This is a genomic window from Streptomyces sp. NPDC051211 (genome assembly GCF_040689505.1).
In the GTDB taxonomy this organism is placed as follows: domain Bacteria; phylum Actinomycetota; class Actinomycetes; order Streptomycetales; family Streptomycetaceae; genus Streptomyces.
In genome coordinates, this window is record NZ_JBFBAV010000003.1 from 1 (window position 1) to 24,605 (window position 24,605).

Annotated in this window: 23 protein-coding genes and 1 pseudogene; 12 read left to right on the forward strand and 12 right to left on the reverse strand. The window is 72.2% G+C overall.

What is annotated here, in order from left to right:
* Positions 1 to 447: 447 nt before the first annotated feature.
* Both AB0447_RS05140 and AB0447_RS05145 read left to right on the forward strand, forming a co-directional pair.
* A complete protein-coding gene (locus AB0447_RS05140) occupies positions 448 to 849 on the forward strand; it encodes a hypothetical protein (protein ID WP_366475103.1) in 402 nt (133 codons plus the stop codon).
* Between the two features lie 947 nt (positions 850 to 1,796).
* Positions 1,797 to 2,171, forward strand: coding sequence for a type II toxin-antitoxin system PemK/MazF family toxin (locus AB0447_RS05145; protein WP_366475322.1), 375 nt, complete (start codon positions 1,797 to 1,799; stop codon positions 2,169 to 2,171).
* A 370-nt stretch (positions 2,172 to 2,541) separates the two neighbouring features.
* Here AB0447_RS05145 and AB0447_RS05150 read toward each other — a convergent pair whose 3' ends face one another.
* Positions 2,542 to 3,369 carry a TIGR02452 family protein gene (locus AB0447_RS05150; protein ID WP_366475104.1) on the reverse strand — a complete coding sequence of 276 codons (828 nt, stop codon included), beginning with the start codon at positions 3,367 to 3,369 and terminating at the stop codon, positions 2,542 to 2,544.
* A gap of 223 nt (positions 3,370 to 3,592) precedes the next feature.
* Here AB0447_RS05150 and egtA point away from each other — a divergent pair, with 223 nt between their 5' ends.
* From egtA to egtD, 4 genes are read left to right on the forward strand one after another with little or no spacing between them, the layout of a single operon-like run.
* On the forward strand, positions 3,593 to 4,954 hold the full coding sequence (egtA, locus tag AB0447_RS05155) for an ergothioneine biosynthesis glutamate--cysteine ligase EgtA (RefSeq protein ID WP_366475323.1): 1,362 nt from the start codon (positions 3,593 to 3,595) through the stop codon (positions 4,952 to 4,954).
* Positions 4,955 to 4,971: 17 nt separating this feature from the next.
* Entirely contained in the window at positions 4,972 to 6,285 is a 1,314-nt protein-coding gene (gene egtB / locus AB0447_RS05160) for an ergothioneine biosynthesis protein EgtB (protein WP_366475324.1), read from the forward strand.
* On the forward strand, positions 6,285 to 7,061 hold the full coding sequence (gene egtC, locus AB0447_RS05165; RefSeq protein ID WP_366475105.1) for an ergothioneine biosynthesis protein EgtC: 777 nt from the start codon (positions 6,285 to 6,287) through the stop codon (positions 7,059 to 7,061). The genes egtB and egtC overlap by 1 nt, the downstream gene beginning before the upstream one ends.
* Entirely contained in the window at positions 7,058 to 8,056 is a 999-nt protein-coding gene (egtD, locus tag AB0447_RS05170) for an L-histidine N(alpha)-methyltransferase (RefSeq protein WP_366475106.1), read from the forward strand. Before egtC ends, egtD begins: the two co-directional genes overlap by 4 nt.
* Positions 8,057 to 8,289: 233 nt before the next feature.
* On the opposite strand, the pseudogene AB0447_RS05175 reads toward egtD, so the two are convergent.
* The 3 genes and pseudogenes from AB0447_RS05175 to AB0447_RS05185 form a co-directional block, all read right to left on the reverse strand.
* Positions 8,290 to 8,865, reverse strand: a pseudogene (locus AB0447_RS05175) (lysophospholipid acyltransferase family protein); the annotation flags it as partial.
* Positions 8,862 to 9,635: a GNAT family N-acyltransferase gene (locus AB0447_RS05180; protein ID WP_366475107.1), complete on the reverse strand. Its 774-nt coding sequence runs from the start codon at positions 9,633 to 9,635 to the stop codon at positions 8,862 to 8,864. The gene AB0447_RS05180 and the pseudogene AB0447_RS05175, both read right to left, overlap by 4 nt.
* 157 nt (positions 9,636 to 9,792) lie before the next feature.
* The gene (locus tag AB0447_RS05185; protein ID WP_366475325.1) at positions 9,793 to 10,989 is read right to left on the reverse strand and encodes an extracellular solute-binding protein; all 1,197 of its coding nucleotides are present in this window, start codon (positions 10,987 to 10,989) and stop codon (positions 9,793 to 9,795) included.
* On the opposite strand from AB0447_RS05185, the gene AB0447_RS05190 reads away from it, so the two are divergent.
* A complete protein-coding gene (locus tag AB0447_RS05190) occupies positions 10,940 to 11,092 on the forward strand; it encodes a hypothetical protein (RefSeq protein WP_366475341.1) in 153 nt (50 codons plus the stop codon). The two genes, AB0447_RS05185 and AB0447_RS05190, sit on opposite strands and share 50 nt — an antisense overlap.
* Positions 11,093 to 11,216: 124 nt before the next feature.
* On the forward strand, positions 11,217 to 11,432 hold the full coding sequence (locus tag AB0447_RS05195; RefSeq protein WP_366475108.1) for a dodecin: 216 nt from the start codon (positions 11,217 to 11,219) through the stop codon (positions 11,430 to 11,432).
* Between the two features lie 57 nt (positions 11,433 to 11,489).
* Here AB0447_RS05195 and AB0447_RS05200 read toward each other — a convergent pair whose 3' ends face one another.
* Positions 11,490 to 11,987: a hypothetical protein gene (locus AB0447_RS05200; RefSeq protein WP_366475109.1), complete on the reverse strand. Its 498-nt coding sequence runs from the start codon at positions 11,985 to 11,987 to the stop codon at positions 11,490 to 11,492.
* Between the two features lie 72 nt (positions 11,988 to 12,059).
* Between AB0447_RS05200 and AB0447_RS05205 the strand changes: the two genes are divergently transcribed.
* From AB0447_RS05205 to AB0447_RS05215, 3 genes are all read left to right on the forward strand, one after another.
* Positions 12,060 to 13,058 carry an MsnO8 family LLM class oxidoreductase gene (locus AB0447_RS05205; RefSeq protein WP_366475326.1) on the forward strand — a complete coding sequence of 333 codons (999 nt, stop codon included), beginning with the start codon at positions 12,060 to 12,062 and terminating at the stop codon, positions 13,056 to 13,058.
* Positions 13,059 to 13,412: 354 nt separating this feature from the next.
* Positions 13,413 to 13,652 carry a hypothetical protein gene (locus tag AB0447_RS05210; protein WP_366475110.1) on the forward strand — a complete coding sequence of 80 codons (240 nt, stop codon included), beginning with the start codon at positions 13,413 to 13,415 and terminating at the stop codon, positions 13,650 to 13,652.
* A gap of 136 nt (positions 13,653 to 13,788) precedes the next feature.
* A complete protein-coding gene (locus tag AB0447_RS05215; RefSeq protein ID WP_366475111.1) occupies positions 13,789 to 14,613 on the forward strand; it encodes an SAM-dependent methyltransferase in 825 nt (274 codons plus the stop codon).
* On the opposite strand, the gene AB0447_RS05220 is transcribed toward AB0447_RS05215, so the two are convergent.
* The gene (locus tag AB0447_RS05220; protein WP_366475112.1) at positions 14,574 to 15,494 is read right to left on the reverse strand and encodes a helix-turn-helix transcriptional regulator; all 921 of its coding nucleotides are present in this window, start codon (positions 15,492 to 15,494) and stop codon (positions 14,574 to 14,576) included. The two genes, AB0447_RS05215 and AB0447_RS05220, sit on opposite strands and share 40 nt — an antisense overlap.
* A gap of 88 nt (positions 15,495 to 15,582) precedes the next feature.
* On the reverse strand, positions 15,583 to 15,825 hold the full coding sequence (locus AB0447_RS05225) for a DUF397 domain-containing protein (RefSeq protein ID WP_366475113.1): 243 nt from the start codon (positions 15,823 to 15,825) through the stop codon (positions 15,583 to 15,585).
* A 167-nt stretch (positions 15,826 to 15,992) separates the two neighbouring features.
* On the opposite strand from AB0447_RS05225, the gene AB0447_RS05230 reads away from it, so the two are divergent.
* The gene (locus tag AB0447_RS05230; protein ID WP_366475114.1) at positions 15,993 to 18,398 is read left to right on the forward strand and encodes an excinuclease ABC subunit UvrA; all 2,406 of its coding nucleotides are present in this window, start codon (positions 15,993 to 15,995) and stop codon (positions 18,396 to 18,398) included.
* Between the two features lie 71 nt (positions 18,399 to 18,469).
* On the opposite strand, the gene AB0447_RS05235 is transcribed toward AB0447_RS05230, so the two are convergent.
* The 5 genes from AB0447_RS05235 to AB0447_RS05255 all read right to left on the reverse strand — a co-directional run bounded on the left by AB0447_RS05235 (position 18,470) and on the right by AB0447_RS05255 (position 24,590).
* Positions 18,470 to 19,117 (reverse strand): hypothetical protein, encoded by a 648-nt coding sequence (locus AB0447_RS05235; RefSeq protein ID WP_366475115.1) that lies wholly within the window; start codon positions 19,115 to 19,117, stop codon positions 18,470 to 18,472.
* A 63-nt stretch (positions 19,118 to 19,180) separates the two neighbouring features.
* Positions 19,181 to 21,055, reverse strand: coding sequence for a stealth family protein (locus tag AB0447_RS05240; RefSeq protein ID WP_366475116.1), 1,875 nt, complete (start codon positions 21,053 to 21,055; stop codon positions 19,181 to 19,183).
* A gap of 135 nt (positions 21,056 to 21,190) precedes the next feature.
* Positions 21,191 to 21,946 carry a succinate dehydrogenase/fumarate reductase iron-sulfur subunit gene (locus AB0447_RS05245; RefSeq protein WP_366475117.1) on the reverse strand — a complete coding sequence of 252 codons (756 nt, stop codon included), beginning with the start codon at positions 21,944 to 21,946 and terminating at the stop codon, positions 21,191 to 21,193.
* Positions 21,943 to 23,892 carry a fumarate reductase/succinate dehydrogenase flavoprotein subunit gene (locus AB0447_RS05250; RefSeq protein WP_366475118.1) on the reverse strand — a complete coding sequence of 650 codons (1,950 nt, stop codon included), beginning with the start codon at positions 23,890 to 23,892 and terminating at the stop codon, positions 21,943 to 21,945. Before AB0447_RS05250 ends, AB0447_RS05245 begins: the two co-directional genes overlap by 4 nt.
* A 2-nt stretch (positions 23,893 to 23,894) precedes the next feature.
* Positions 23,895 to 24,590, reverse strand: a complete 696-nt coding sequence (locus AB0447_RS05255) for a succinate dehydrogenase (protein WP_366475119.1) — start codon at positions 24,588 to 24,590, stop codon at positions 23,895 to 23,897.
* Positions 24,591 to 24,605 lie beyond the last annotated feature (15 nt).

Sequence of the window (24,605 nt, forward strand, 5' to 3'; positions counted from 1 at the left end):
CTTTATTTTTGGGGTGGTTTATTAACCCCCCCCCCCCCCCGGGGGGTGGGGGGGGGGGGGCCCCCCCCCCCCCCGGCCGCCCTCCGGGCGGACAGCTCCACTTCCCCGAAACCAGACCCGGGCAGCAGGCCCGGAGCCCCGGGGCGCGCCGGATCGCTACGCGCTTCTCTCGGCATAGCGTCCCCGGACCGCCCGTGGCCGGACATAGACCGCCAACGGCCACCACGGGCCCAGGCCGTTAGGCGAGTGGCGGACCGACCGTGGTCGGCAAGAGAACGCCAAAGATCGCTACGCGCTTCTGCCCGATTGGCGGCTGACGGACCGTCTGGGCGGGGCGCAGGGGTGAAGACGTACCCATCATGACAGGTCAGACGTCGTTTTCGTAGGACCAAGGGCACAGTCGAATGCCCTTGTTTGGGCACCCGTGCGGCTTTCAGAATCACCGTCATGGATCACACGGGGAACATCAATCACGACGCGGTACTTCGAGCCAGGGTGGCCCTTCTCGGATCGGAGACGCTGCCGGTCCGACAGCAGGTCGCGGCCTACCGCGTTCTCGTCCAGGTGAGCCCGTTGGCGTATCTGCCGCGATTGGCGGTTGCGTTGTACGAGTACAGCCGCCAAGAGTTCGCCCACCAGCCCGAGATAGCGCTGGCCCTGCGGGCCGAGTCCGTCGCCGCCGCGCGTCGCATGTGCGCGATGGAGGCCGGACGGTCACAGCTCCTCATCACCGCATTGACCCGCTACGGAAAGCAGTTGAGCTTCATGAACCGCCTGGCCGAACTCAGCGCCGTGGAAGAGGAGATCGCCCTCCTCCAGTCCGGCCACGGACGGCCCGGCGGCCACTGAGACGGCAGGAGCGCGTAGCGATCTGGGGTGCCTGGGGGGGGCTGGCTCGGCTGACCGGCTCTGGCTTCGGGGAAGTGGAGCTGTCCGCCCGGAGGGCGGCCGGTCGGGCGGCAGCCGCCGCCCAGCTTCCCTGGCGGGGCCGTATGGGGTCCTGTCCCCCTGCCCTTCTTTCGGGGCTTCCCGACAGTCCTTGTCTTTCCGGGGCCGGCCGGCCTGTCAAGGGTGGAGCGCAGCGACATCGCGAAGCGACGCGACGAAGGAGCGCCCTTGACAGGGCGGACGGACACGGAATGACACTGGGACTGCCGGGAAGGCCCCCCGCCTGCTCCTTCGATTCCGCCCAGGCGAAGCCCCGGCAACCCCCGACCCCGCCCAACAGACCAGCCCGGCTCTGGGAGGGCGCGCCCCGGTCAGCCGCCGTCCAGCAGTTGAGCGGTCGCGGCCCGGTGGGCCGCTGCGCGGATCCTTCCCCCACCCCGCCCCTCCCCGCAGTACCTGATATGCGGCTCCGCCGCGTGGGGGCTCCGCCCCAGACCCCGCGCCTCAAACGCCGGCGAGGCTGGGTGGGTGGGGCTCCGCCCCAACCCCCACACCTCACTCCCCTCCAGGCTGGAAACCAAGCCCGCCCCTAACCTCGCGCCTCAGCGCCAGCCAAGCTGTCCGGACGGGCTCCGCCCGAACCCCACGCCTCGGCGCCGACCAGGCTGGGTGGGCAGGGCTCCGCCCCCACCCCGCACCTCGAACGCCCGCCAGGCTCGAAAGCGGGCTCCGCCCGGACCCCCGCCTCATACACCGGCGAGGCTGAAATGCGGGACCGCGGCCCAAGTGCCGCGACCTGCCCCGTCCTACCCCGCGTACCGTTGCTCGAATGACAGCAGACCTCCTCCTACACCCACCAGCCGGGCCGGGACGGTCACGACGCCACCACCGAGGCCGATCCGTACCGCATCGGGCTGGTACGCACCTCGTACGCCCCCGATCACGACGGGGATCCCGATCCCGGCGAAATCGTCTGGACCTGGGTTCCCTACGAAGAGAACGACGGACGCGGCAAGGACCGGCCCGTGCTGGTGGTGGCCCGGGAGGCCACCGGGCGCACCCTGCTCGCCGTACAACTGTCCAGCAAGCGGCACGATCGGGACCGGGAGTGGGTTCCGATCGGTACCGGGCCGTGGGACCGGGCGGGGCGGGAGTCCTGGGTGGATGTGGACCGCATCCTGCGGGTCCACGAGACGGGGATGCGGCGGGAGGCCTGTGCGCTGGACCGGGGGCGGTTCCGGCTCGTGGTCGAACGACTGGCCGAGCGGTACGGCTGGGAGTAGTCCCCCTCGGCTGAGAGAGTTGTCCCCCTCGGCGGGGCGTGCCCCCCTCAGCCGGGTGTCCCCCTCGGCTGAGAGAGCTCCCCTCAGCCGGGTGTCCCCCTCGGCTGAGAGAGCTCCCCTCGGCCGGGTGTCCCCCTCGGCGTGGCGTAAGTCCCGACCCGACTGGGAGTCAGTCGCCTACCCGGCCGGAGTACGCCCCGCCCCCCGGCCGGGAGCCCGCACCCGCAGCAGAGCCCGCACCGCCGACAAGGAGCCCGCACCGCCGGCAGGGAGTCCGCGCCCCCGGCTGGGAGCAGCCCCCGCCCGGAGCAGCCCCCGCCGGGAGCACCCCCCGCCCGGGATCGCCCCCTCCTCGCCCCGCCCAGCCCACTCAGCCCCCCACACCCCCGAACGCCTCCTCGAAGGCGCGCCGTGGACCCGGTGCGCGGTCCAGGATGCCGAAGACGATGTGGTCGAAGACGCCGGTGAAGCGGCCCTCGCCGGTGAGGAGGTTGCGGAATGCGCCGGCCACCTCGGCCGGGTCGTTCTGGAACACCCCGCAGCCCCAGGCGCCGAGGACCAGCTGCGGGTACGCGTGGAGGGCGGCGGTTTCCAGGACGCGTTCCGCGCGGCGGGCCAGGGCGGTCGGGATTTCCTGGGCGCGGTCCGGTTCCTGGCGGCGGATGGTGCCGGCGTTGGGGGCCGGGGAGGTGAGGAAGCCGGCCCGGAAGGGGGTTTCCAGCAGTTCGCCGCCGTCGTCGCGGAAGACCGGTACCCCGGGGGAGTGAATCACCCGGTCGGTGTAGAAGGTGCTGCGCAGCGCGCGGTGCACCGCGTAGTACTCCGGCGCCTGGAGCAGGGTCTCGTACAGGGCCGAGGCCCGGCACAGCGCCTCCTCCTGGGCTTTGGCTCCGCGGACGTATCCGCCGCCCGGATTGCGGGCCGAGGCGAAGTTCAGGACGGCCACCGGGCCGGCTTCCGCGAGCCTGCGAGCGGCCACGGTGCTGCTCTCCCCCGTGACCTCCACGGTCGTGTCGAAGGGAGCAGCGAGGGACGCCTCGCCTGGAATGACCGCGTTGGGCCCATATATCCTGGTTCCTGCCTTGGCTTCCGCCACGGCGGCGGCGAGGGAGACCTCCCGCCCCGATCGCGTCCGGTAACCGCCGGTCGCCACGATGTCCGCATTCTCCTGCGCTATTGCGCGCAATCTGCCGCTCATGCCGCAATTTTGAAGATCCAGGCGGGCGGCGGCAATGGAATTGTTCCTGCGATCGTCACCACCACACGATTCGCGGCCCCAGACGGACGGGTAGGGACGGGTGACCTCACGGTGTACGACGGGAGACAAGGATCCGGTCATGCCACAGGACTCGCCCGCTGCGTCGCGTGCCTCAGAGCCCATGCCCATGCCCACGTCCGCGCCCACGTCCGCGGGCATGTCCATGTCTGCGCCCGTGTCCGTGCCTCCTCTGCCGCCCCTCGGTGAGTCCGAGGCCGAGGATCTGGTCCGCGGCGTCTGTTTCAAGAACGGGCCGCCCCGGCTCGTCGGTGCCGAGCTCGAGTGGCTGGTGCTCGACGCCGAGCACCCCGACCGCCCGCTGCCGGCCGAGCGGCTGGCCGCCGCGCTCGACGAGGCCGGCGGCCTGTCCCTCCGCTCCCGGTTCACCGTGGAGCCCGGCGGTCAGCTGGAGCTGAGCTCGGCGCCCGCCGGCTCGCTCATGGAGTGCCTCGACGGCCTGCAGGCCGATCTGGACGCCGTACGGGCGGTCCTGCGCGAGCGCGGTCTGTTCCTGCACGGCAGCGGGAGCGATCCGCGCCGTCCGCTGCGCCGGCTGTTGATCGGCAGTCCGCGCTATGCCGCGATGGAGGCGTATCTCGACCGGACCGGCCCGGCCGGGCGCGCCATGATGTGCGGCTCTGCCTCCGTGCAGGTGTGCGTGGACGCGGGGTACGAGGAGCCGGGCCCGCTCGGGCAGGACCGGCGCTGGCGGATGGCGCATCTGCTCGGGGCGGTGCTGGTGTCCGCCTTCGCCAACTCCCCCGCCACCGAGGGCCGGTACGCCGGCTGGCCGTGTTCCCGGCAGGGGGTGTGGGCCGATCTCGATCCTCGTCGGACGCTCGCCCCGGAGCTGGACGGGGATCCCCGGGCGGCCTGGGCCCGGCACGCCCTGGACACCGAGGTGATGTGCGTACGGCCGGCGGACTGCGAGGCCGATGCAGACGGCGACCACGATCACGACGGCAACCACGACCACGACGCCGGCCACGACGGCGACGGCGACGGCGCGTGGCACGTGCCCCGGCGGCTCACCTTCCGGGAGTGGTTGCGCGGCGGCGGCCCGCGCCCGCCCACCCGGCGGGACCTGGAGTACCACCTGACCACGCTGTTCCCGCCGGTCCGGCCGCGCGGCCACCTGGAGCTGCGGATGATCGACGCGCAGCCCGGGGCGGACGGCTGGCTGGTGCCGGCGGCCGTGGTGCACGCGCTGTTCGACGATCCGGAGGCGGCCGAGACGGCGTACCGGGCGGTGAAGGGGCTGGCCGACGAGTACGGGCCGTATCCGGCGCCGCGCAACCCGCTGTGGCGGGCGGCGGCCCGGTACGGGCCGGCCGATCCGGAGCTGAAGGCCGCGGGCATCGCCTGTTTCCGGGCGGCTGCCGAGGCGCTGCCGCGGCTCGGCGCCTCCCGGCACGTCCAGGACACCGTCGGTGCGTTCACCGAGCGGTACGTGCTGCGGGGCCGGTGCCCCGCGGACGAACCGCAGCGGCCGGTACCGCCTTCCGGGAAGGATCCGCTCACGTGACCACCGAGGACCGACCGATGCCCGCCGGTTCCCCGGCGACGCCGTCCGTGCTGCGCGAGCGGGCGTACGGCGCCCTGGCCGCGGCGCGGCTGCGGACCGCCTCCCTCACCGATGTGGTGTCCGATCCGGACCTGACCGCACAGCACTCCCCGCTGATGTCCCCGCTGGTCTGGGACCTCGCGCACATCGGCAACCAGGAGGAGTTGTGGCTGCTGCGGCGGGTCGAGGGGCGGGAAGCGATGCGCCCCGAGATCGATTCGCTGTACGACGCGTTCGTGCATCCCCGGTCGGAGCGGCCGAAACTGCCGCTGCTGGGGCCGTCCGAGGCCCGCCGGTACGCCGCGGAGGTGCGCGGCCGGGTCCTCGACCTGCTGGAGCGGACTCCGTTGGAGGGGAGTCCGCTGCTCGACGGCGGTTTCGCCTTCGGGATGATCGCCCAGCACGAACAGCAGCACGATGAAACGATGCTGATCACCCATCAGCTGAGGCAGGGGCCGGCGGTGCTGGCGGCGCCGGATCCCGATGCCCCCTACGATCCCCCGCCTGCGCGGGAAGTCCTGGTGCCCGGCGGCCCGTTCACCATGGGGACCTCCACCGAGGGCTGGGCGCTGGACAACGAGCGGCCCGCGCATCCGCGGGAGACGGAGCCGTTCTTCCTCGACACCGTGCCGGTCACCAATGCCGCCTTCCAGGCCTTCATCGAGGACGGCGGCTACCGCGAGCCCCGCTGGTGGGCCGCCGAGGGCTGGGAGCAGGTCCGCCGGCACGGGATCGGGGCCCCGCTGTTCTGGTACCGGGAGGCCGGGCAGTGGCTGCGCCGCCGGTTCGGGGTGGCCGAGCCGGTGCCGCCGGAGGAGCCGGTGCTGCACGTCAGCTGGTACGAGGCGGACGCATGGGCCCGCTGGGCGGGCCGGCGGCTGCCCACCGAGGCCGAGTGGGAGAAGGCCGCCCGGTACGACCCGGTGAGCGGGCGGTCCCGGCGCTATCCCTGGGGTGATGCCGACCCCGCGCCGGAGCTCGCCAATCTGGGGCAGCGCCACCTGCGGCCGGCCCGGGCGGGCAGTTACCCGGCGGGTGCCTCGCCGCTCGGGGTGCGGCAGCTGATCGGTGACGTGTGGGAGTGGACGGCGAGCGATTTCCTGCCGTATCCGGGGTTCCGGGCGTTCCCGTACCGGGAGTACTCGGAGGTGTTCTTCGGGTCCGCGCACAAGGTGCTGCGCGGCGGCTCCTTCGCGGTGGATTCGGCGGCCTGCCGCGGCACCTTCCGGAATTGGGACCTGCCGGTGCGGCGGCAGATCTTCTCCGGGTTCCGTACTGCGAGGGACGCCTGATGTGCCGTCATCTCGCCTATGTGGGACCTTCGGTGCCTCTCGGGCGGCTGCTGACGGAGCCCGAGCACTCACTGGTGCGGCAGGCGTGGGCGCCGCGCCGGCAGCGGCACGGGACGATCAACGCGGACGGGTTCGGGGTGGGCTGGTACGCGCCGGGCGATCCGGTGCCGGCCCGGTACCGGCGCGCGGGTCCGGTGTGGGGCGACCTGACCTTCGCGGATCTGGCGCGGGTGGTGCGCAGCGGGGCCGTGCTGGCCGCCGTACGCGATGCGACCGAGCCCGGTGCGGACGGGGAGGCGGCCGCGGGGCCGTTCGCGGACGGGCCGTGGCTGTTCAGCCACAACGGTGTGCTGCGGGACTGGCCGGATGCGGTGGCCGGTCCGGGCGGTCCGGCGGGCGGGCTGCCGCCTCAGGCGCTGCTTCAGCTGGCCGCCCGTACCGATTCGGCGCTGGTGTGGGCTCTGGTGCTGCACCGGTTGCGGGCGGGCGCGGAGCTGGGGGCGGCGCTCGCCGAGGCGGTTCGGGGGGTGTCCGCGGCGGCGCCGGGGTCGCGGCTGAACCTGCTGCTGACGGACGGGGTGGGGATCGCCGCGACGGCGTGGGGGGATTCGCTCTGGTACCTGGCCGAGCCGGAGGGTCCGGGGGGTGGGCGGACGGTGGTCGCGTCCGAGCCGCACGACGACGATCCGCGCTGGTGCGAGGTGCCGGACCGGAGTCTGCTGACCGCTTCCCGGACCCGGGTGGCCATCACCCCGCTCAAGGAGAACGCCCCGTGAGTGACTTCGAGTTGACCCGCACCCTGGACGAGCACGCTTCGGAGGTCGCGCTGCGCGCGGATGTGCTGCACGGTCTGACCCGCTCCCCTAAGGTGCTGCCGCCCAAGTGGTTCTACGATGCGCGCGGCAGTGAGCTGTTCGAGGAGATCACCCGGTTGCCGGAGTACTACCCGACGCGTGCGGAGCGGGAGATCCTGCTGGAGCGGGCGCGGGAGATCGCCTCGGAGAGCGGTGCGCGCACGCTGGTGGAGCTGGGGTCCGGGTCCTCGGAGAAGACCCGGCACCTGATCGAGGCGCTGCCTGCGCTGGACACGTACGTACCGGTGGACGTGAGCGAGAGTGCGCTGGCCGGGGCGGCGGACACGCTGCTGGCGGAGCATCCGGGGCTTCGGGTGCACGCGCTGTTGGCGGACTTCACGGGGCCGTTGCAGCTGCCGGAGACGCCGGGGCCCCGGCTGGTGGTGTTCCTGGGCGGCACGATCGGGAACCTGCGGCCGCCGGAGCGGGCGGAGTTCCTGCATGCGGTGCGGGCGATGCTGTCGCCCGGGGACGCGCTGCTGATGGGCACGGACCTGGTGAAGGAGGAGTCGGTGCTGGTGGCGGCGTACGACGATGCGCAGGGGGTGACGGCGGAGTTCAACAGGAACGTGCTGGCGGTGATCAACCGGGAGCTGGACGCCGATTTCCGTCCGGACGATTTCGAGCACGTGGCGTTGTGGAACCGGGAGCAGGAGTGGATCGAGATGAGGCTGCGGGCCCGGTCGGAGCTGAGCGTGAAGATCCGGGCCCTGAACCTGGTGGTGCCGTTCGCGGCGGGTGAGGAGATCCTGACGGAGGTTTCGGCGAAGTTCCGTCAGGACGGGCTTCGGAGCGAACTGGCTGCTGCGGGGCTGGAGTTGGTCCAGTGGTGGACGGATGCGGCGGGCCGGTTCGCGCTGTCGCTGTCGGTGGCGGACGGGCCGGGGCTGAGGCCGGCGGAACCGGCGGCGGGGTAGGGCAGGAAGGGCACCCCGGCGGCGGTGCCGACCGCGGATTCGGCGGCCGCGGTCAGGGACCGGCGGTCGGGGTGCCGGCCGGCCGGGATGCGGGGCAGCAGGGTGATCTCGGCGCGGATCCCGCGGGCCCGGGCGATCCGCCACAGGGAGGCGGGGAGCGGGTCGTCGCCGACGAAGGCGGGCGCGGTGGCGGTGCGCCCGTCGGGCAGCAGGTAGGCGAGGCGGACGGGCTGTACGGGTACCCGGGCGTCGAGGGCGGCTTGAAAGGCGGCCCGCCGGAACCTGCCCTGGGCGCGGCCGCACCAGGTGCTGCCTTCGGGGAAGACGGTCACCCGGTCGCCCTTGAGGAGGGCTTCGGTGAGGGTGGCGACGGTGGCGGGCAGGGCGCGGATCCGGTCGCGTTCGATGAAGAGGGTGCCTGCCCGGGCGGCGAGCCGGCCCAGGACGGGCCAGCGGCCGATCTCGCTCTTGGCGAGCATCCGGCTGGGCAGGGCGGCGGCGACCAGGGGGATGTCGAGCCAGGAGATGTGGTTGGGGACGAGGAGTCGGCCGCCGTCGGGCCCGGGGCTGCCGTGGACGGTGACCCGGAGGCCGAAGGCCCGCAGGAGGGCGGCCGACCAGGCGCGGATGACGGTGTGGCGGGGGCCGGGCGGGAGCAGCCGGACGGGCGGGGCGCCGAGGATGCCGAGCAGGACCAGGGCGACGGCCGCGGCGAGCCGGAGCAGGGCGCGGGGGACGCCCGCGGCCGGGCCGGGGTGGGTGGTGCAGGCCGCGGGGGTGCAGGGGGCGGTGGGCAGCCAGGTGCTCATGCGACCGGGGCGAGGGAGAGGAAGTGCTTGAGGTAGCGGGGGTTGGTGCGGCGCAGGGAGAGCAGGACGTAGAGGTCGGCGCAGCCGAATTCGAGGTCGAGGGCGGGTTCGCCGCAGACCCAGGCGCCGAGCCGGATGTAGCCGCGGAGCAGCGGGGGGAGTTCGGTGCGGTCGGGGAGGGTGAGGGGGGCGGGCGTCCAGGGGCGGTGCGGGGTGACCCGGTACTCCTCGGGGGCGAGGTTGCGGGAGAGGACGGTCTCGCGGGTGGCGGCGGCGAGGAGGCCGCCGTCGGAGAGCGGTATCGAGCAGCAGCCTGCCAGCCAGTTGTGGCCGGTGCGGTCCATGTAGCGGGCGAGTCCGGCCCAGATCAGGGCGATGACGGCGCCGTTGCGGTGGTCGGGGTGTACGCAGGAGCGGCCGACCTCGACGAGGTCGGGGCGGATCGGGGCGAGGGCGGTGAGATCGAATTCGCCCTCGGAGTAGAGGCGGCCGGCGATGGCGGCCCGCTCGGGTGGCAGCAGCCGGTAGGTGCCGACGACCTGTTCGGTCTCCTCCTCGATGACGAGCAGGTGGTCGCAGTACGCGTCGAAGGCGTCGGAGTCCAGGCCGGGCTCGGGGCCGTCGAGGCGGGCGCCGAGCTCGCCGGCGAAGACCTGGTGGCGCAGGCGCTGGGCGGCGCGTACCTCGGACTCGTTGCGGGCGAGCCGTACGGCGTACCGGGGGGCGACAGGGGTGAGCGGCTGGACGGGGGAGAGGGGGGCGATGGTCATGGCGGCTCCTGGTCCGGATTCGGGGAGCCAGGCCGGCGGTGTGTGGTCTGGCTCTCCCGTTACTTCTTCCGTGACCGGCTGGATTCGACATGACCGATCGGCGGCACGTGGATGTGCGGACGCTGAATGGCCGGATTCGGTACCCGGGGGCGGGGTCTCAGCGGTCGGAGCTGAGGATCTTGCCGATGGCTTCGGAGGCGGTCTTGGCGGCCTGCCGGGGGTCCTGGCCGGTGAGGACGGCGGTCATGTACGGCTTGATCGGGTTCTTCGCCTCGACCTCGGCCCAGCGGGGGGACTTCGGTGTGGCGCGGCCCTGGGCGGCGCCGGAGGTCATGGCGGTGGCGCCGTCGTTGCCCTGGACGACGTGGGCGAGGGTGGTCTTGTTGGGGACGTAGCTCATGGTGCGGGCGAGCTCGGTCTGCCATCTCTCGCTGACCAGTGCGGTGATCACGTCGACGGCGGCGCGCCGGTTCCGGGTGTTCTCCGGGATGATCAGGTCGGAGCCGCCGGTGAGGACGGCGCCGGGCTTGTCGGCGGTCTTGCCGGGTATCGGGAAGAAGCCGAGCTTGCCCTTGAGGGCGGGGTTGAGGGCTTCGATCTGGGCGACCTGGCCGGGCGGGGCGATGATCTGGGCGACCTGGCCGCGGGAGAAGACCTCGGACTGCGGGGGCGTCTCCTCGTCGGCGTTGTCGGGTCCGTCGCCGAGGGCGTGCAGCTGCTTGTAGAAGTCCATGCCGGCGAGGGCCTGTTCGGTGTCGAGGGTGCCGGTCCACACGCCACCGCCCTCGACGGCGAGTTCACCGCCCTCGTCCCAGATGAAGCCGGCCAGGACGTACCAGTTCTGGCCCGGCAGGTAGATGCCCTGCTGTTTGCCCTTGTCGAGCTTCTGGGTGGCGGCCAGCCATTCCTGACGGGTCTTCGGGGCGGTCTTGATGCCGGCGTCGGCGAAGAGTTCCTTGTGGTAGATGACCACGCGGTTGGCTGCGTACCAGGGGACGCCGAACTGGGCGCCGTTGATGCTGCCGGGGTCGGCGAGGCCCTGGAGCCAGTCCTTGCTGCCCCAGTCGCGCAGGCCTTCGAGGGTGAGCTCGTCGAGCCCGCCGGTCTCGACGTACTGGGCGACCTGGGTGTTGCCGACCTCGATGACGTCGGCGCGCTCGGGGGCCGTGCCCTTGAGGACGGCGTTGACCTTGTCGCCGATGCCGGTCCACTCCTGGGTCCTGACCTCCAGGTCGACGTCCGGGTGCTCCTGCTCGTAGCTGTCGGTGAACTTCTGGATGAATTCGTCCGAGGCGCTGCCCTTCATGAGCCAGAGCGTCACCTTTTCGGTCCCGCCGTCCGATCCGGGCAACATGCTGCAGGCCGTGAGTGAGGCTGCCGCGGCAAGGGCGGTGCACACGGCGAGGAAGCGCATCTTCACGAAGGTCACCTTCTGGGTGTCGAACAAGATGGCTTGAAATTGGCATAGACCAAGTGCCGGATCAAGAGCCTTTCGCCCGGGATTCTCTACGCAAATCTCGCGGACCGGACGGTACTGGGGCACCGTGGAACAAGGCACCGCTCACACCGTCGGGAGAACCCATGTCGAACCACACCTACCGCGTGACCGAGATCGTCGGGACCTCTCACGAAGGCATCGATCAGGCCATCCGGAACGGCGTCGCACGGGCCGGACAGACCCTTCGGAACCTCGACTGGTTCGAGGTCACCCAGATGCGCGGGCACATCGAGAACGGCGAGATCGCGCACTACCAGGTGGGCCTGAAGGTCGGCTTCCGCCTCGACGGCGAGGACTGAGCGGGCCCCGCGGCGCCCTGCCCGCCCCGCCCGCCCCGCCCGACCCGGCCCTGCGGCTCAGGTCCGGCCCTCGCCCTCCTGTGCCTGCTTCAGCTCCGGGGCCTCGGCCGCCCAGTCGGCGAGCAGGACGGTGAACCCGGCGGCCCGCGCCGCCTGGCACACCAACTCGTCGTCGTCCACGAGCATCCGCACCACCCGCCCGCGGGCGATCCGGCCGAGCACGTCCAGCTTGGTGAGCCGGGCCGGCCGGCGGTCCGCATTGCCCCGCATCCACACCCGGCCCTCGGGCAGACCGTGCCGGTCCAGCCAGTCCAGGGTGTCCGCCCGGCAGCGCTCCGGACGTCCGGTCAGGTACACCACTTCGCAGTCGGCGGCGCTCTCCATCGCCAGCGCCACCCCGCGCGGCAGCGGCGGGTCGGCCGGGGCGGCCGCGAAGAACCCGGCCCAGTCCCGGGGCCGGCGCTCCAGGAAGTGCTGCCGGTGGGCGGTGTCGGCCAGGGTGTTGTCGATGTCGAAGACGGCCAGCGGGCGCCGCGTGCGGCTGGTTTCGCTCATGCGTGCCAGCCTATGAGGGCGTCCCGCCGGGAATCCCGGCCGCCCCCGTGCGTTGACATGCGTATGACGCCGATGATCCCGAAGCTGTCGATCCTCGACCGGTCCCGCATCCGCCAGGACGCGGACGGGCCCCGGGCGCTGCGGGACACCGTGGCGCTGGCCCGGCATGCCGAGGCGTTGGGCTACCACCGGTTCTGGGTGTCCGAGCACCACAGCGTGCCCGGCGTCGCAGGGTCCGCGCCCACCGTGCTGGCCGCCGCGGTCGCCGCCGCGACCGGGCGGATCCGGGTAGGCACCGGCGGGGTGATGCTGCCCAACCACCAGCCCCTGGTGGTCGCGGAACAGTTCGGGGTGCTGGAGTCCCTCTTCCCCGGCCGGATCGACATGGGCCTCGGCCGTTCCGTCGGCTTCACCGGCGGTATCCGGCGGGCCCTGGGCCGGGACACCGCGGACGCCGAGGGCTTCGAGAGCGGGCTGGCGGAGCTGCTCGGCTGGTTCGACGGCACCCAGCAGGCCCACCCCCAGGTGCACGCCCGGCCCGCCGAGGGGCTGCGCGTCCCGGCGTTCGTCCTGGCGACCGGGGAGGGCGCGGGCATCGCGGCCCGGGCCGGGCTGCCGGTGGTGGTGGGCGACATGCGGAACCGGGACCGGCTGATGGAGCTCATCGAGGACTACCGGCGGCAGTTCCGCCCCTCGCCGTGGGGCGAACGCCCGTACGTGGTCGCCTCCGGCACCGTCGCGGTGGCCGCCACCGAGGAGGCCGCGCGGCGCCTGCTGGTCCCGGAGGCGTGGTCGGTGGCGTACTCCCGGACCCACGGCAGCTTCCCGCCCCTGGTCCCGGCGGAGCAGGTGGAGGGGCTCACGATGTCGGCGAAGGAGCGGGAGCGGTACGAGCAGGCCCTGGCCGGGCACATCCACGGCACGGAGGAGCAGGTGGCGGCGGACCTGGCGGAGCTGGCGTCCGCGACCGGCGCGGACGAGCTGCTCGTCACCACGTCCACGTACGACCGCGAGGCCCTGCTGGACTCCTTCACCCGGCTGGCGCGGCTGGCACTGCCGGCCGATGGCTGAACCCTTGCATATGCACGGTCCGGCTGGGGCCACTGGGACAGCGCGAGCCAATCGGACAAGAACATCAGTTCACCCTTGAGGGTGAACTTGTTTTCGGGATCAAACTCCGAGAGTTCCGCTGGACAGAGGGGTTATTGCGAACACAGGCCCGCCCAGCTGGCCTTCTGTGACGGTTGACGTCTGCATACACACAATAGGTGGATGCGCTTTCCCATTCGCCGGTACTCGCTAGGGCTTTGACGGGAAGTCATGAAGGCCCGTCGGACGGTAGATTCACGTTCCCATCGTCCACATGACGACGGCCCCGGGCGTTGCACCGCCCGGGGCCGTCCGTCGAGCCAAGGAGGAATCCCCTTGACCGACCCGTCGCGCTACCCGACCTCCGCCTTGCGTGCATTGATCACGGCGCTCCGTACGCGGATTATCCCGCAGCTCAGCAGTCCGCAAACAGATCTGGGCACCAAGTCCGGTTCTCTTCCGTTCGCCCTCTGTCTGACGGCCAGCCTGGCCCTCAACCTAACGGCGGGGCCACAGATCGTGGACGTGACCGGGCTCGCGCTGGCCCTGTGGGCTCTCGGACGCTCCGGCGGCTGAGTATTCCACCGGAGCCGGGACGTCCCGCCGGGATGTCCCGGCTCCACCCCATCAGGGGACACCGTTCGACCAAGAACCCCCCTAGGATGGGCACTTCGAACCAGCGCAACTCCTGACCCGGGTTGAGGGATGGCCGATGCACCATGACGTACGCAGACCAAGCGTCGCGCGGATCTACGACTGGCTGATCGGCGGAATCGACAACTATCCCCCCGACCAGCAGGTCTGCCGGGAACTCCTCGACATCGCCCCCGGATCCAGAGCCGTCGCCCGCACCAACCGCGCCTTTCTGAGCCGCGTGGTCGAGGTTCTGGCCCGTGAATACGGGGTCCGGCAATTCCTCGAACACGGCTGTGGGCTGCCGGCCCGCGACAACGTCCACGAGGTGGCCCAGCGCATCGCCCCGGAGTCACGGGTGGTGTACGTGGACAACGACCCTCTGGTCGTGGCCCACGCCCGAGCCCGGCTGGTGGAGAACTGCCGGACCGCCGTGGTGAACGCCGATGTCCGCGACACCGAAGCCGTTTTCGCCGACCCGGCGGTACGGCGACTGATCCGCCCCGCGGAGCCGACCGCGGCCCTCTTCGTCTCCGTCTCGCAGTGTCTCCGCGACGAGGAGGTCTCGCGCATGATCGAGCAGGTGAAGGAGCGGTTGGCACCCGGCAGTTTCCTGGTGATGTGCCAGTTCACCAGCCCGGATCCGGCAGTCCGCGAGCAGGTCACGGCCCTGATGCGGAAGGCCACTTCGGGCGGTTGGGGCCGGCTGCGCGAGGCGGAGGAGGTCCGGGGCTATCTGGCCGGACTGGACATCATCGGGCCGGGCCTCGGCGATGTCGCGGACTGGCTGCCCGACCGTCCGCGCGGAATCCGTGCGCACGAGGCCGAGCTGATCGCCTGGGGCGGGGTCGGGCGGCTCCCCGGTCAGAGCTCGTCCTCCGAGGTGGCGAGCCGCCCTTCGTAGTGGGCGATCCGCTCGTCGAGCAGCGCAAGGGTCTCCTCCCAGCCCAGCACCCGCTCCATGAGCGCGTCCAGGACGCTGCGGTACCGCTGCACCGGCCCGGACGTCGTCAGGTAGTCGGCGCTCTCCATCTGTTCCAGATAGACGAGTTCACCCTGGCTGCCGTCCGCGAACTCCAGGTGGGTGAGCGGAAAGCTGGGGGCGATCCCCACATTGGCGTGCTCGTACGGCAGCACCCGGATGCTTGCCCTGGGCATGTTCTCCCCGGCGATGTCACGAAGCCACTGGAGCTGTTCGCACATGATCCCGGGGCCCCCGACCGCCCGGTACAGCACGCTCTCGTCGAGGATCGCGATGAGCTCGGGCCGCTGCGGCTTCGACAGCAGGGCCTGGCGGTCCCGGCGGACCCTGACGTAACGGTCGACGTCGACCTGGTCGCCCTGTTCGCCGATGGCCAGGGCGACGAGCGTCTGGGAGTACCGCCGGGTCTGCAGCAGGCCGGGCACGACGTGGGTCTCGTACGTGGTGATCCGGGCCGCATCGGCCTCCAGCATGATCAGCCGGCGCAGGAAGTCGGGCGTCAGATCGCTGTACCGGCGGCGGCCCCGGTGTTCGGCGAGGATCTGGCTCAGGAGCTCGTGGATCTCGTCCTGTACCGACACGTCGACGCGGTAGTGGCGGACGAGGTCCCAGACGTCCTTCTCCTTCGGCGGGCTCTCTCCCCGCTCCAGTCGGCTGAGCTTGGAAGACGATCCGCGGATCTTCTCCGCGGCCTCGACGAGCGACATCTCCGCCTTCAGCCGGTGCTGCCGCAACAGCTCGCCCAGCGAGCGCGCCGCGAGTTCCCGGCCGACGGCGCTGACAGGCGGACGACCGACGGGCATACGTGCTCCTTGATGACTGAAAACCGTTTCAGCGGCACAGTCTGGAACCCGTACGCCCGCCCCTACAAGCATTGGCCAAGAGGTGACCCTACGCGCTCACCTCGTGCAGTCGATCGAATTCCCCGGCCTTGGCACCCGCGGCGAAGGCGGTCATTTCGTCCTGCGTGAAGATCAACGCCGGGCCTGCCGGAAAACGCGAATTGCGCACCGCGAAGTCACCGCCGGGCAGGGCCGCCACCTCCACACAGTTGCCGATGCCCGAACTGGCACTGCTCTTCACCCAGCGCACCGAATGGATCTCGTCCGCCGCCACGCCGTTCTCGAACCCCATATAGCCCACCTCTCCGTTTCCCATAAACGGCCACCCACCCATCCCATTTGCAATTCCGTCGGGCCGGTTGGTGAGACGAGCCTAGTGAGCCGCCTCGGCCGCGTAACTCCCCCGAAGGGGTGCCCCGGCCCGGAGCGAGCTGACAGGCATCCCCTAAACTGGGGCGAATGCACCAGCCCACCGACTCCTTCATTCGCGTCCGGGGCGCCCGGGAGCACAATCTGCGCGGGGTCGACGTGGACGTTCCGCGCGATGCGCTGACCGTGTTCACCGGGGTCTCCGGATCCGGCAAGTCCTCCCTCGCCTTCGGGACCGTCTACGCCGAGGCCCAGCGCCGCTACTTCGAATCGGTGGCGCCGTACGCCCGGCGGCTGATCCACCAGATCGGCGCGCCGAAGGTGGACTCGATCACCGGGCTGCCGCCCGCCGTCTCGCTGGAGCAGCGGCGGTCCGCCCCCGGCTCGCGGTCCTCGGTGGGGACCGTCACCCTGCTCTCCAACTCGCTGCGCATGCTGTACTCGCGGGCCGGCACCTACCCGCCGGGCGCCGAGCGGCTCGACTCCGACGCCTTCTCGCCGAACACCGCGGCCGGCGCATGCCCGGAGTGCCACGGGATCGGACGGATCCACCGCACCAGCGAGGAACTACTCGTCCCCGACCCCGAGCTGTCGATCCGTCAGGGAGCCATCGCGGCCTGGCCGGGCGCCTGGCAGGGGAAGAACCTGCGGGACATCCTCGAAACCCTCGGACACGATGTGGACCGGCCCTGGCGGGAGCTGCCCGCCGAGGAGCGGCAGTGGATCCTGTTCACCGAGGAGCAGCCGGTGGTCACCGTGCACCCGGTGCGCGATGCCGACCGGATCCAGCGCCCCTACCAGGGCACCTACATGAGCGCCCACCGCTGGGTGATGCGCACCTTCGCCGACAGCAAGAGCCCCACCCTGCGGGCGCGGGCGGAGAAGTTCCTGGCGGATTCGCCGTGCCCGGTGTGCGCGGGCCGCCGGCTGCGGTCCGAGGCGCTCGCCGTGACCTTCGCCGGCCGCACCATCGCCGAGCTGGCCGCGCTGCCGCTGACCGAGCTGGACCGCGTACTGGCCGACATACTCGCCGACGTACGGGCCGATGCGGCCGGCACCGACGAGGCCGCCCGGGTGCTCACCGCCGATCTGCGGTCCCGGATCGGGCCGGTCACCGAGCTGGGCCTGGGCTACCTGAGCCTGGACCGGACGGCGCCGACCCTGTCCGCGGGCGAACTGCAGCGGCTGCGGCTGGCCACCCAGCTGCGGTCCGGGCTGTTCGGGGTGGTGTACGTGCTGGACGAGCCCTCGGCCGGGCTGCATCCGGCGGACACCGAGGCGCTGCTCGGCGTACTGGACCGGCTGAAGGAGGCCGGGAACACGGTGTTCGTGGTGGAACACCACCTGGATGTGGTGCGGCACGCGGACTGGCTGGTGGACGTGGGTCCGCTGGCCGGGGAGCACGGCGGGCAGGTGCTGCACAGCGGGCCCCCGGCAGCGCTGGCCGGACGGACGGACTCGGCCACGGCCCGGTACCTGTTCGGGACCCCGGCCGGGCCCGCGCGGCCGGCGCGCAGCCCGTCCGGATCGCTGCGGCTGTCCGGGGTCCACCGGAACAACCTGCGGGATCTGTCCGCGGAGTTTCCCCTCGGGGTGTTCACGGCGGTCACCGGGGTGTCCGGGTCGGGCAAGTCCACGCTGGTGGGGAGCGTGCTGGCGGAGGCCGCGGCCGAACGGATCGCGGCGGACGGGGAGTTCCCGGTACGCCGGCTGGTGGAGGTCGACCAGAAGCCGATCGGCCGGACCCCGCGCTCCAACCTGGCCACCTACACCGGGCTGTTCGACGTCGTACGGAAGCTGTTCACGGCGAGCGAGGAGGCCCTGGCCCGCGGCTGGAAGGCCGGCCGGTTCTCGTTCAACGTGGCGGGCGGCCGCTGCGAAACCTGCCAGGGCGAGGGCTTCGTCTCGGTGGAGCTGCTCTTCCTGCCCAGTACGTACGCCCCGTGCCCGGAGTGCGCGGGCGCCCGCTACAACGCGGAAACCCTGCGGGCACGGCACCGGGGGCTGAACATCGCCGAGGTGCTGGGGCTGACCGTGGAGTCGGCCGCGGAGTTCTTCGCGGACGTCCCGGCGGCGGCACGCAGCCTGCGGGCGCTCCAGGACATCGGGCTCGGCTACCTGCGGCTGGGGCAGCCGGCCACCGAGCTGTCGGGCGGCGAGGCGCAGCGGATCAAGCTGGCGACGGAACTGCAGCGGCTGCGCCGGGACCACACCCTGTACCTGCTGGACGAGCCGACGACCGGACTGCACCCGGCGGACGTGGAGGTGCTGTTGCGGCAGCTGCACGGGCTGGTCGACGGCGGGCACTCGGTGGTGGTCGTGGAACACGACATGGCGGTGGTGGCGAGCGCGGACTGGGTGATCGACCTGGGGCCGGGCGGCGGCACGTCGGGCGGCCGTGTGGTGGCCTCGGGCCCCCCGGCGGAGGTGGCCCGCACGCACGCCGGTCGCACGGCGCAGTACCTGGCGCGTGCGCTACGGCCCTCCCCCGGCTGACCCCTCGGTCCGCCCGGGGTGCGCGTCGCCGGTCCCCTCGCGGGTGGCGGGCCGGCAGGCCGGGCCGGGCCTTAGGCGTCGCCGGGCAGCAGGCGCTGGCCGATCTCCTGGAAGCTCCACCGGCCGTGGCGGCGGGTGAGCAGCCAGACCAGGTCGTAGCGGTCCGGCCAGCCGGCCGGGACGGAAGGGACCCGGTCGGCGCCGAGGGCGTGGATCAGGCGGGGGAAGCCGGTGTGTTCCCAACAGATCAGGACCGGCATGGGCGCGGCGAGGGCGGCGCGGGCCAGGGCCGCCTCCCGGCCGGTGGGGATGTCCGCCCGGACCGGCAGGCGCAGTGACTCCGCCAGTCCGGCCACCGTCTGGCGGGACCGGGCGATCTCCCCGGCCGGGGCGAACACGGCGGCCGGACGGGGCAGGACGGACCCGCGGTTCGGGGGGAACAGCCGGGGCAGTTCCTCGGCGCGGCGGTGTCCGCGGTAGGCCAGCGAGCCGGGGTCGTCGTTGCCCTCCTCGTCCTCGCCGGTGTCGCCGGCGTACGGCTTCTCCGCGTGCCGGATCAGCATGATCAGGGCGTCCTCGGCGGGCTGCTGCGGGCCGGCCGCCGGCCTGCGCGCAGGTTCCCCGGCCGAGCACCCGGTCACCACCCCTGCCGCCAGCGGGGCGAGCGCCGCCAGTACGGTGCGGCGCCGGGGTCCTGCCGGGGAGGGTGCGTCTGCCATGGGCCACACTGTCGCCGATGCCCGCGAGCGCCCCGGGGCGCGGCACGTCGTAGGGGGTGCCGGTCAGCCGATCGGCTCAGACGGCGGCGCGGCCCCGGCGGCCGGTTCGGCGCGCGGGTGCTCGTACGGGGAGGGGACCGGGAAGTACGCCTCCAGGAAGGCGGACACGGCGCGCTGCTGCTCGGCCGGGGTCACTTCGTCGCCCGCGTCGTCGGCGAGGCAGAAGGCGTCGGCCCAGCGGTGGTGGACCAGGTCGGGGAGCCGGTGGATGTCGTCCTTCCAGCCGGTGCCGAAGTACTCGTGGGCGAGGTCGCCCTCCACGGCGCGGCCGGTGGCCAGGGCGAGGTGGGCGGCCAGGGTGACCGGGGCGAGGTCGGTGGCGCTGCGGAAGGCGGAGCGGCTGGTCGCGGCCAGCTCCTCGGGGAATCGTTCCTCCGCGGCGGCGCACAGGGAGCGGCTCAGCGGGTAGGGGGTGTGGGCCAGGATGCGTACGTAGGTACGCCCGGCGGCGTCTTCCACGGCCTGGCGGGTGGCCTTCTGCGAGGCGGTGTAGACGTCGTCCTCGGCGCCCGGGACGTCCGGCGGGATGGCGCGCCAGTCGTGGAAGACCTTGGGCAGGCCGGAGGGGAGGAAGTAGGCGCCGGGCAGCTGGGGGCGGCCGACGAAGATGTCGTCGTTGAAGTAGAGGAAGTGCTCGGCGAGCCCGGGTATGCGGTGGAGCTGGCTCTCGATGGCGTGCGAGTTGAAGACCGGGAGGGCGGAGGGGTCGGCGAAGAGCTCCTCGTGGCGCACGACGGTGAGACCGGGGTGGTCGGTGAGCAGCCAGTCGGGGGTGGGGTTGTCGGTGACCAGGAAGATCCGGCGGATCCAGGGCGCGTAGGCGGCGATGGCGCGCAGGCAGTAGCGCAGCTCGCCGCGGTCGCGGTAGCGGTGGTCTGCGTCGTCGACGGGGGCCGCCTCGATGCCCCGGTCGGCGCGGGCCTGCTGCCGGCGGCTGTTCCATTCGGGGTCGGCGGCGTCGACCCAGGTGATCACGGCGTCGACGGGGAAGTCGACGTCCGAGGCGAAGCTGCGGGCGAAGGCGTCGACGACGGGGTAGTCGCGGTCGCCGACGCGGGTGCTGGCCGTGGCCTCCAGGGAGGGGACCCACCAGCCGTAGGGGGTCTCGCGGAGGGAGGCGATGCCGCCGGTGCCGTCGCCGTCCGGGTCCCAGAACTCGAGTTCGCAGCCGTGGTCGGCGCCGTAGTACAGGGTCCGTCCGGTGGTGGTCACGGGCTGGTAGAGGCGCAGGCCCTTGACGCGGACGGCGGGCGGCGCGTCGGCGGAGCCGTCCGCGTCGGCGGCCTCCGCGTGGCCGGGCTCGTCCGATCCGGCGGCCCCGTCCGGCTCCGCGGCTTCCGTCTCGTCCTCCTGCAGCGGGCCTTCCAGCTCGGCGACCGCCTCCGGGAGGCGTTCCGCCAGGACGTCGCCGAGCTCGCCCTCGTCGCCGAGGAGCTGCGCGTACACCGGGACGCCGGTGAACGCCTCGCCCCAGGCCTTGAGTGCCGCCTCCCGATTGCCGGGGGCCACCGCGACGCGGTGCAGCAGTCCGCCGTCCGGCACCAGGCCGTACGGCACTCCGGCCGCCTCCAGGACCTCGGCGGCGGCGCGCAGGTTCCCGTCCCGGGCGGCGCCGGGCAGCAGGTCGTCGCGGACCCGGGCGAGCCGGCCGCGGTGCCGGATCACGCCGGGCAGCGACTCCAGCAGCTCGTCCTCACGGCTCTTGGGCGGCGCGGGCGGCGCCTCGGCCGGGGCGGTCAGCCGTTCCCGCTGGTCCGCTGCGGGCTGCGCGGGCACGGCGGACCGCAGGGCGGCGCCGGCCGCCGGCGTGCGGCGCAGTGCCGCCCGCGCCACGCGACGGAGCTTCTTCGGCAGCGGAAGGCGGGACAAGCCTCGCATCGGTCACCTCGTGGGTACGTCCAGTTGCTGGGCACCCGAGGTGACGGGACCTGGCAGGGGCGGATGCCGTGTTCACCCCCACCTTTCCTGCCGTTCATGATTCACGCAAGTGGCCGTACGGATCCTGTGGACAGCCTATGCGGATCGTCCGCCGCCCTTGCGCACGGCCCGCAGCCACTCCCGGTTCATCGCGGCGATCGACGGCAGCGGGATCCCCTTGGGGCAGGCGGTCGCGCATTCGCCGGTCAGGGTGCAGCCGCCGAAGCCCTCCTCGTCCATGGTCGCCACCATGTCCAGCACCCGGGACTCGCGCTCCGGCGAGCCCTGCGGGAGCACGTTGAGGTGGTTGACCTTGGCGGAGGTGAAGAGCATCGCCGAGCCGTTCGGGCAGGCCGCCACGCAGGCGCCGCAGCCGATGCATTCGGCGTGCTCGAAGGCGTGGTCGGCGTCGGCCTTGGGCACGGGAGTGGCGTGCGCCTCCGGTGCGGAGCCGGTGGGGGCGGTGATGTAGCCGCCGGACTGGATGATGCGGTCGAAGGCGGAGCGGTCCACGACCAGGTCCTTCACCACCGGGAAGGCGGCCGCCCGCCAGGGCTCGACGTCGATGGTGTCGCCGTCGGTGAAGGACCGCATGTGGAGCTGGCAGGTGGTGGTCCGCTCGGGCCCGTGGGCATCCCCGTTGATCACCAGGCTGCAGGCGCCGCAAATGCCCTCGCGGCAGTCGTGGTCGAAGGCGACCGGCTCCTCCCCGCGCAGGATGAGGTCCTCGTTGAGGGTGTCGAGCATCTCCAGGAAGGACATGTCGGCGGAGACGTCGTCGACCTGGTAGGTGACCATGGCGCCGGGGGCGTCCGCGTTCTTCTGGCGCCAGACGCGCAGGTTGAGCTTCATGCGTAGCTCCGCTGGGTGGGGTGGACGTACTCGAAGACCAGGTCTTCCTTGTGCAGGACGGGGGCAGAGCCGCTACTTGTGAACTCCCAGGCGGCGGCGTAGGAGAAGGTCTCGTCCCGGCGGGCGGCCTCGCCGTCCGGGGTCTGGGACTCCTCGCGGAAGTGGCCGCCGCAGGACTCCTCGCGGTGCAGCGCGTCGAGGCACATCAGCTCGGCGAGCTCGAGGTAGTCGACGATGCGGTTGGCCTTCTCGAGCGACTGGTTGAACTCCTCGCCGCTGCCCGGCACCTTGATCCGCCGCCAGAACTCCTTGCGGATCTCCGGGATGCGGCCGAGGGCCTTGCGGAGCCCGGCGTCGGTGCGGGCCATGCCGCAGTACTCCCACATCAGCTCGCCGATCTCCCGGTGGAAGGAGTCGGGCGTGCGGTCGCCGTCCACGGCCAGCAGCCGTTCGATGCGCTCGCGGGTCTCGCGTACGGCGGCCAGCGCCTCGGGGTGGGTGGCGTCGACCGCGTCGTGGTGCGGGTTACGGGCGAGGTAGTCGTTGATGGTGGACGGCAGGACGAAGTAGCCGTCGGCCAGGCCCTGCATGAGGGCGGAGGCGCCGAGGCGGTTGGCCCCGTGGTCGGAGAAGTTGGCCTCGCCGATCGCGAAGAGGCCGGGGACGGTGGTCTGGAGGTCGTAGTCGACCCAGAGACCGCCCATCGTGTAATGCACGGCCGGGTAGATCCGCATGGGGACCTCGTACGGGTTCTCCGCGGTGATCCGCTCGTACATGTCGAAGAGGTTGCCGTACTTCTCGGCGACCTTGTCCTTGCCCATGCGGCGGATGGCGTCGGCGAAGTCGAGGTAGACGCCCTGGCCGCCGGGGCCGACCCCGCGCCCCTCGTCGCAGACGTTCTTGGCGGCGCGGGAGGCGATGTCGCGGGGGACGAGGTTGCCGAAGGAGGGGTAGATGCGCTCCAGGTAGTAGTCCCGCTCCTCCTCGGGGATCTCGTGGGCGGGGCGGGTGTCGCCCTTGGCCTTGGGGACCCAGATGCGGCCGTCGTTGCGCAGCGACTCGCTCATCAGGGTCAGCTTGGACTGGTGGTCGCCGGTGCGCGGGATGCAGGTGGGGTGGATCTGGGTGAAGCAGGGGTTGCCGAAGTACGCGCCGCGCCGGTGGGCCCGCCAGATGGCGGTCGCGTTGGAGTTCATGGCGTTGGTGGAGAGGTAGAAGACGTTGCCGTAGCCGCCGGAGGCGAGGACGACGGCATCCGCGAAGTGGGTGGAGATCGCGCCGGTGATCAGGTCGCGGGCGACGATGCCGCGGGCCCGGCCGTCGACGACGACCAGGTCGAGCATCTCGGTGCGGGCGTGCATCTCGACGTTGCCGGCGGCGATCTGCCGGGACAGCGCCTGATAGGCGCCCAGCAGGAGCTGCTGGCCCGTCTGGCCGCGGGCGTAGAAGGTGCGGGAGACCTGGACGCCGCCGAAGGAGCGGGTGTCGAGCAGGCCGCCGTACTCGCGGGCGAAGGGGACGCCCTGGGCCACGCACTGGTCGATGATCTCGACGGATATCTGGGCGAGCCGGTGGACGTTGGACTCGCGGGCCCGGAAGTCGCCGCCCTTGACGGTGTCGTAGAAGAGGCGGTGGATGGAGTCGCCGTCGTTGCGGTAGTTCTTGGCGGCGTTGATGCCGCCCTGCGCGGCGATGGAGTGGGCGCGGCGGGGCGAGTCGGAGTAGCAGAACTGGACGACGTGGTAGCCCTGCTCGGCGAGGGTGGCGCCGGCGGCACCGCCCGCCAGACCGGTGCCGACGACGATCACGGTGTGCTTGCGCCGGTTGGCCGGGTTGACCAGTTTGGCCTCGAAGCGGCGCCGGTCCCAGCGGTCGGCGATCGGGCCGTCGGGCGCCTTGGTGTCGGCGATCGGGGCGCCGGTGGTGTGGTTCGCGTATGTGCTCACGGTCAGTTCACCACTCCGGTCATGACGGCGACCGGGACGGAGACGAAGCCCGCGGTCAGGACGAGGGCCAGCAGGTTGGCCAGGGACTTGAGGATCTTGTCGCGGCGGGCGTTGCCGGCGCCGAGGGTCTGTGCGGCGCTCCAGAAGCCGTGCCGGACGTGCAGGCCCATGGCGATCATCGCGGTGAGGTAGATCGTGTTGCCGTACCAGGTGGAGAAGGACGCGACCACGTTTTCGTACGGATGGCCCTCCAGGGCCCGCTCGTTGACGGTGAGGGTGGTCAGGTCGAGGATGTGCCAGACGATGAAGAGCCCGAGGATCACCCCGCCCCAGCGCATGGTGCGGGTGGCGTAGCTCGCGCGGCGCCGCTTGTGCGCGTACTTCACCGGGCGTGCCTTGATGTCGCGGCGGCTGAGCTGGTAGGCGGAGACGGCGTGCGCGGCCACGGCGGCGAGGAGCACCACCCGGGCGGTCCACAGTCCCCAGTGGCTGTGCAGGAAGGGCTCCCCCATGTGCCGCAGCCAGCGTCCGTAGGCGTTGAACTCGTCCGGGCCGAAGAAGATCTTGAGGTTGCCGAGCATGTGCACGACCAGGTAGCCGAGCATGATCAGCCCGGACACCGCCATGACGGTCTTCTTGCCGATGGTGGAGTCCCAGAGGGACGTGGGACCCGTCCGGGTGCGCGTTGCCAGAGCCATGTCCTCGACGGTAGG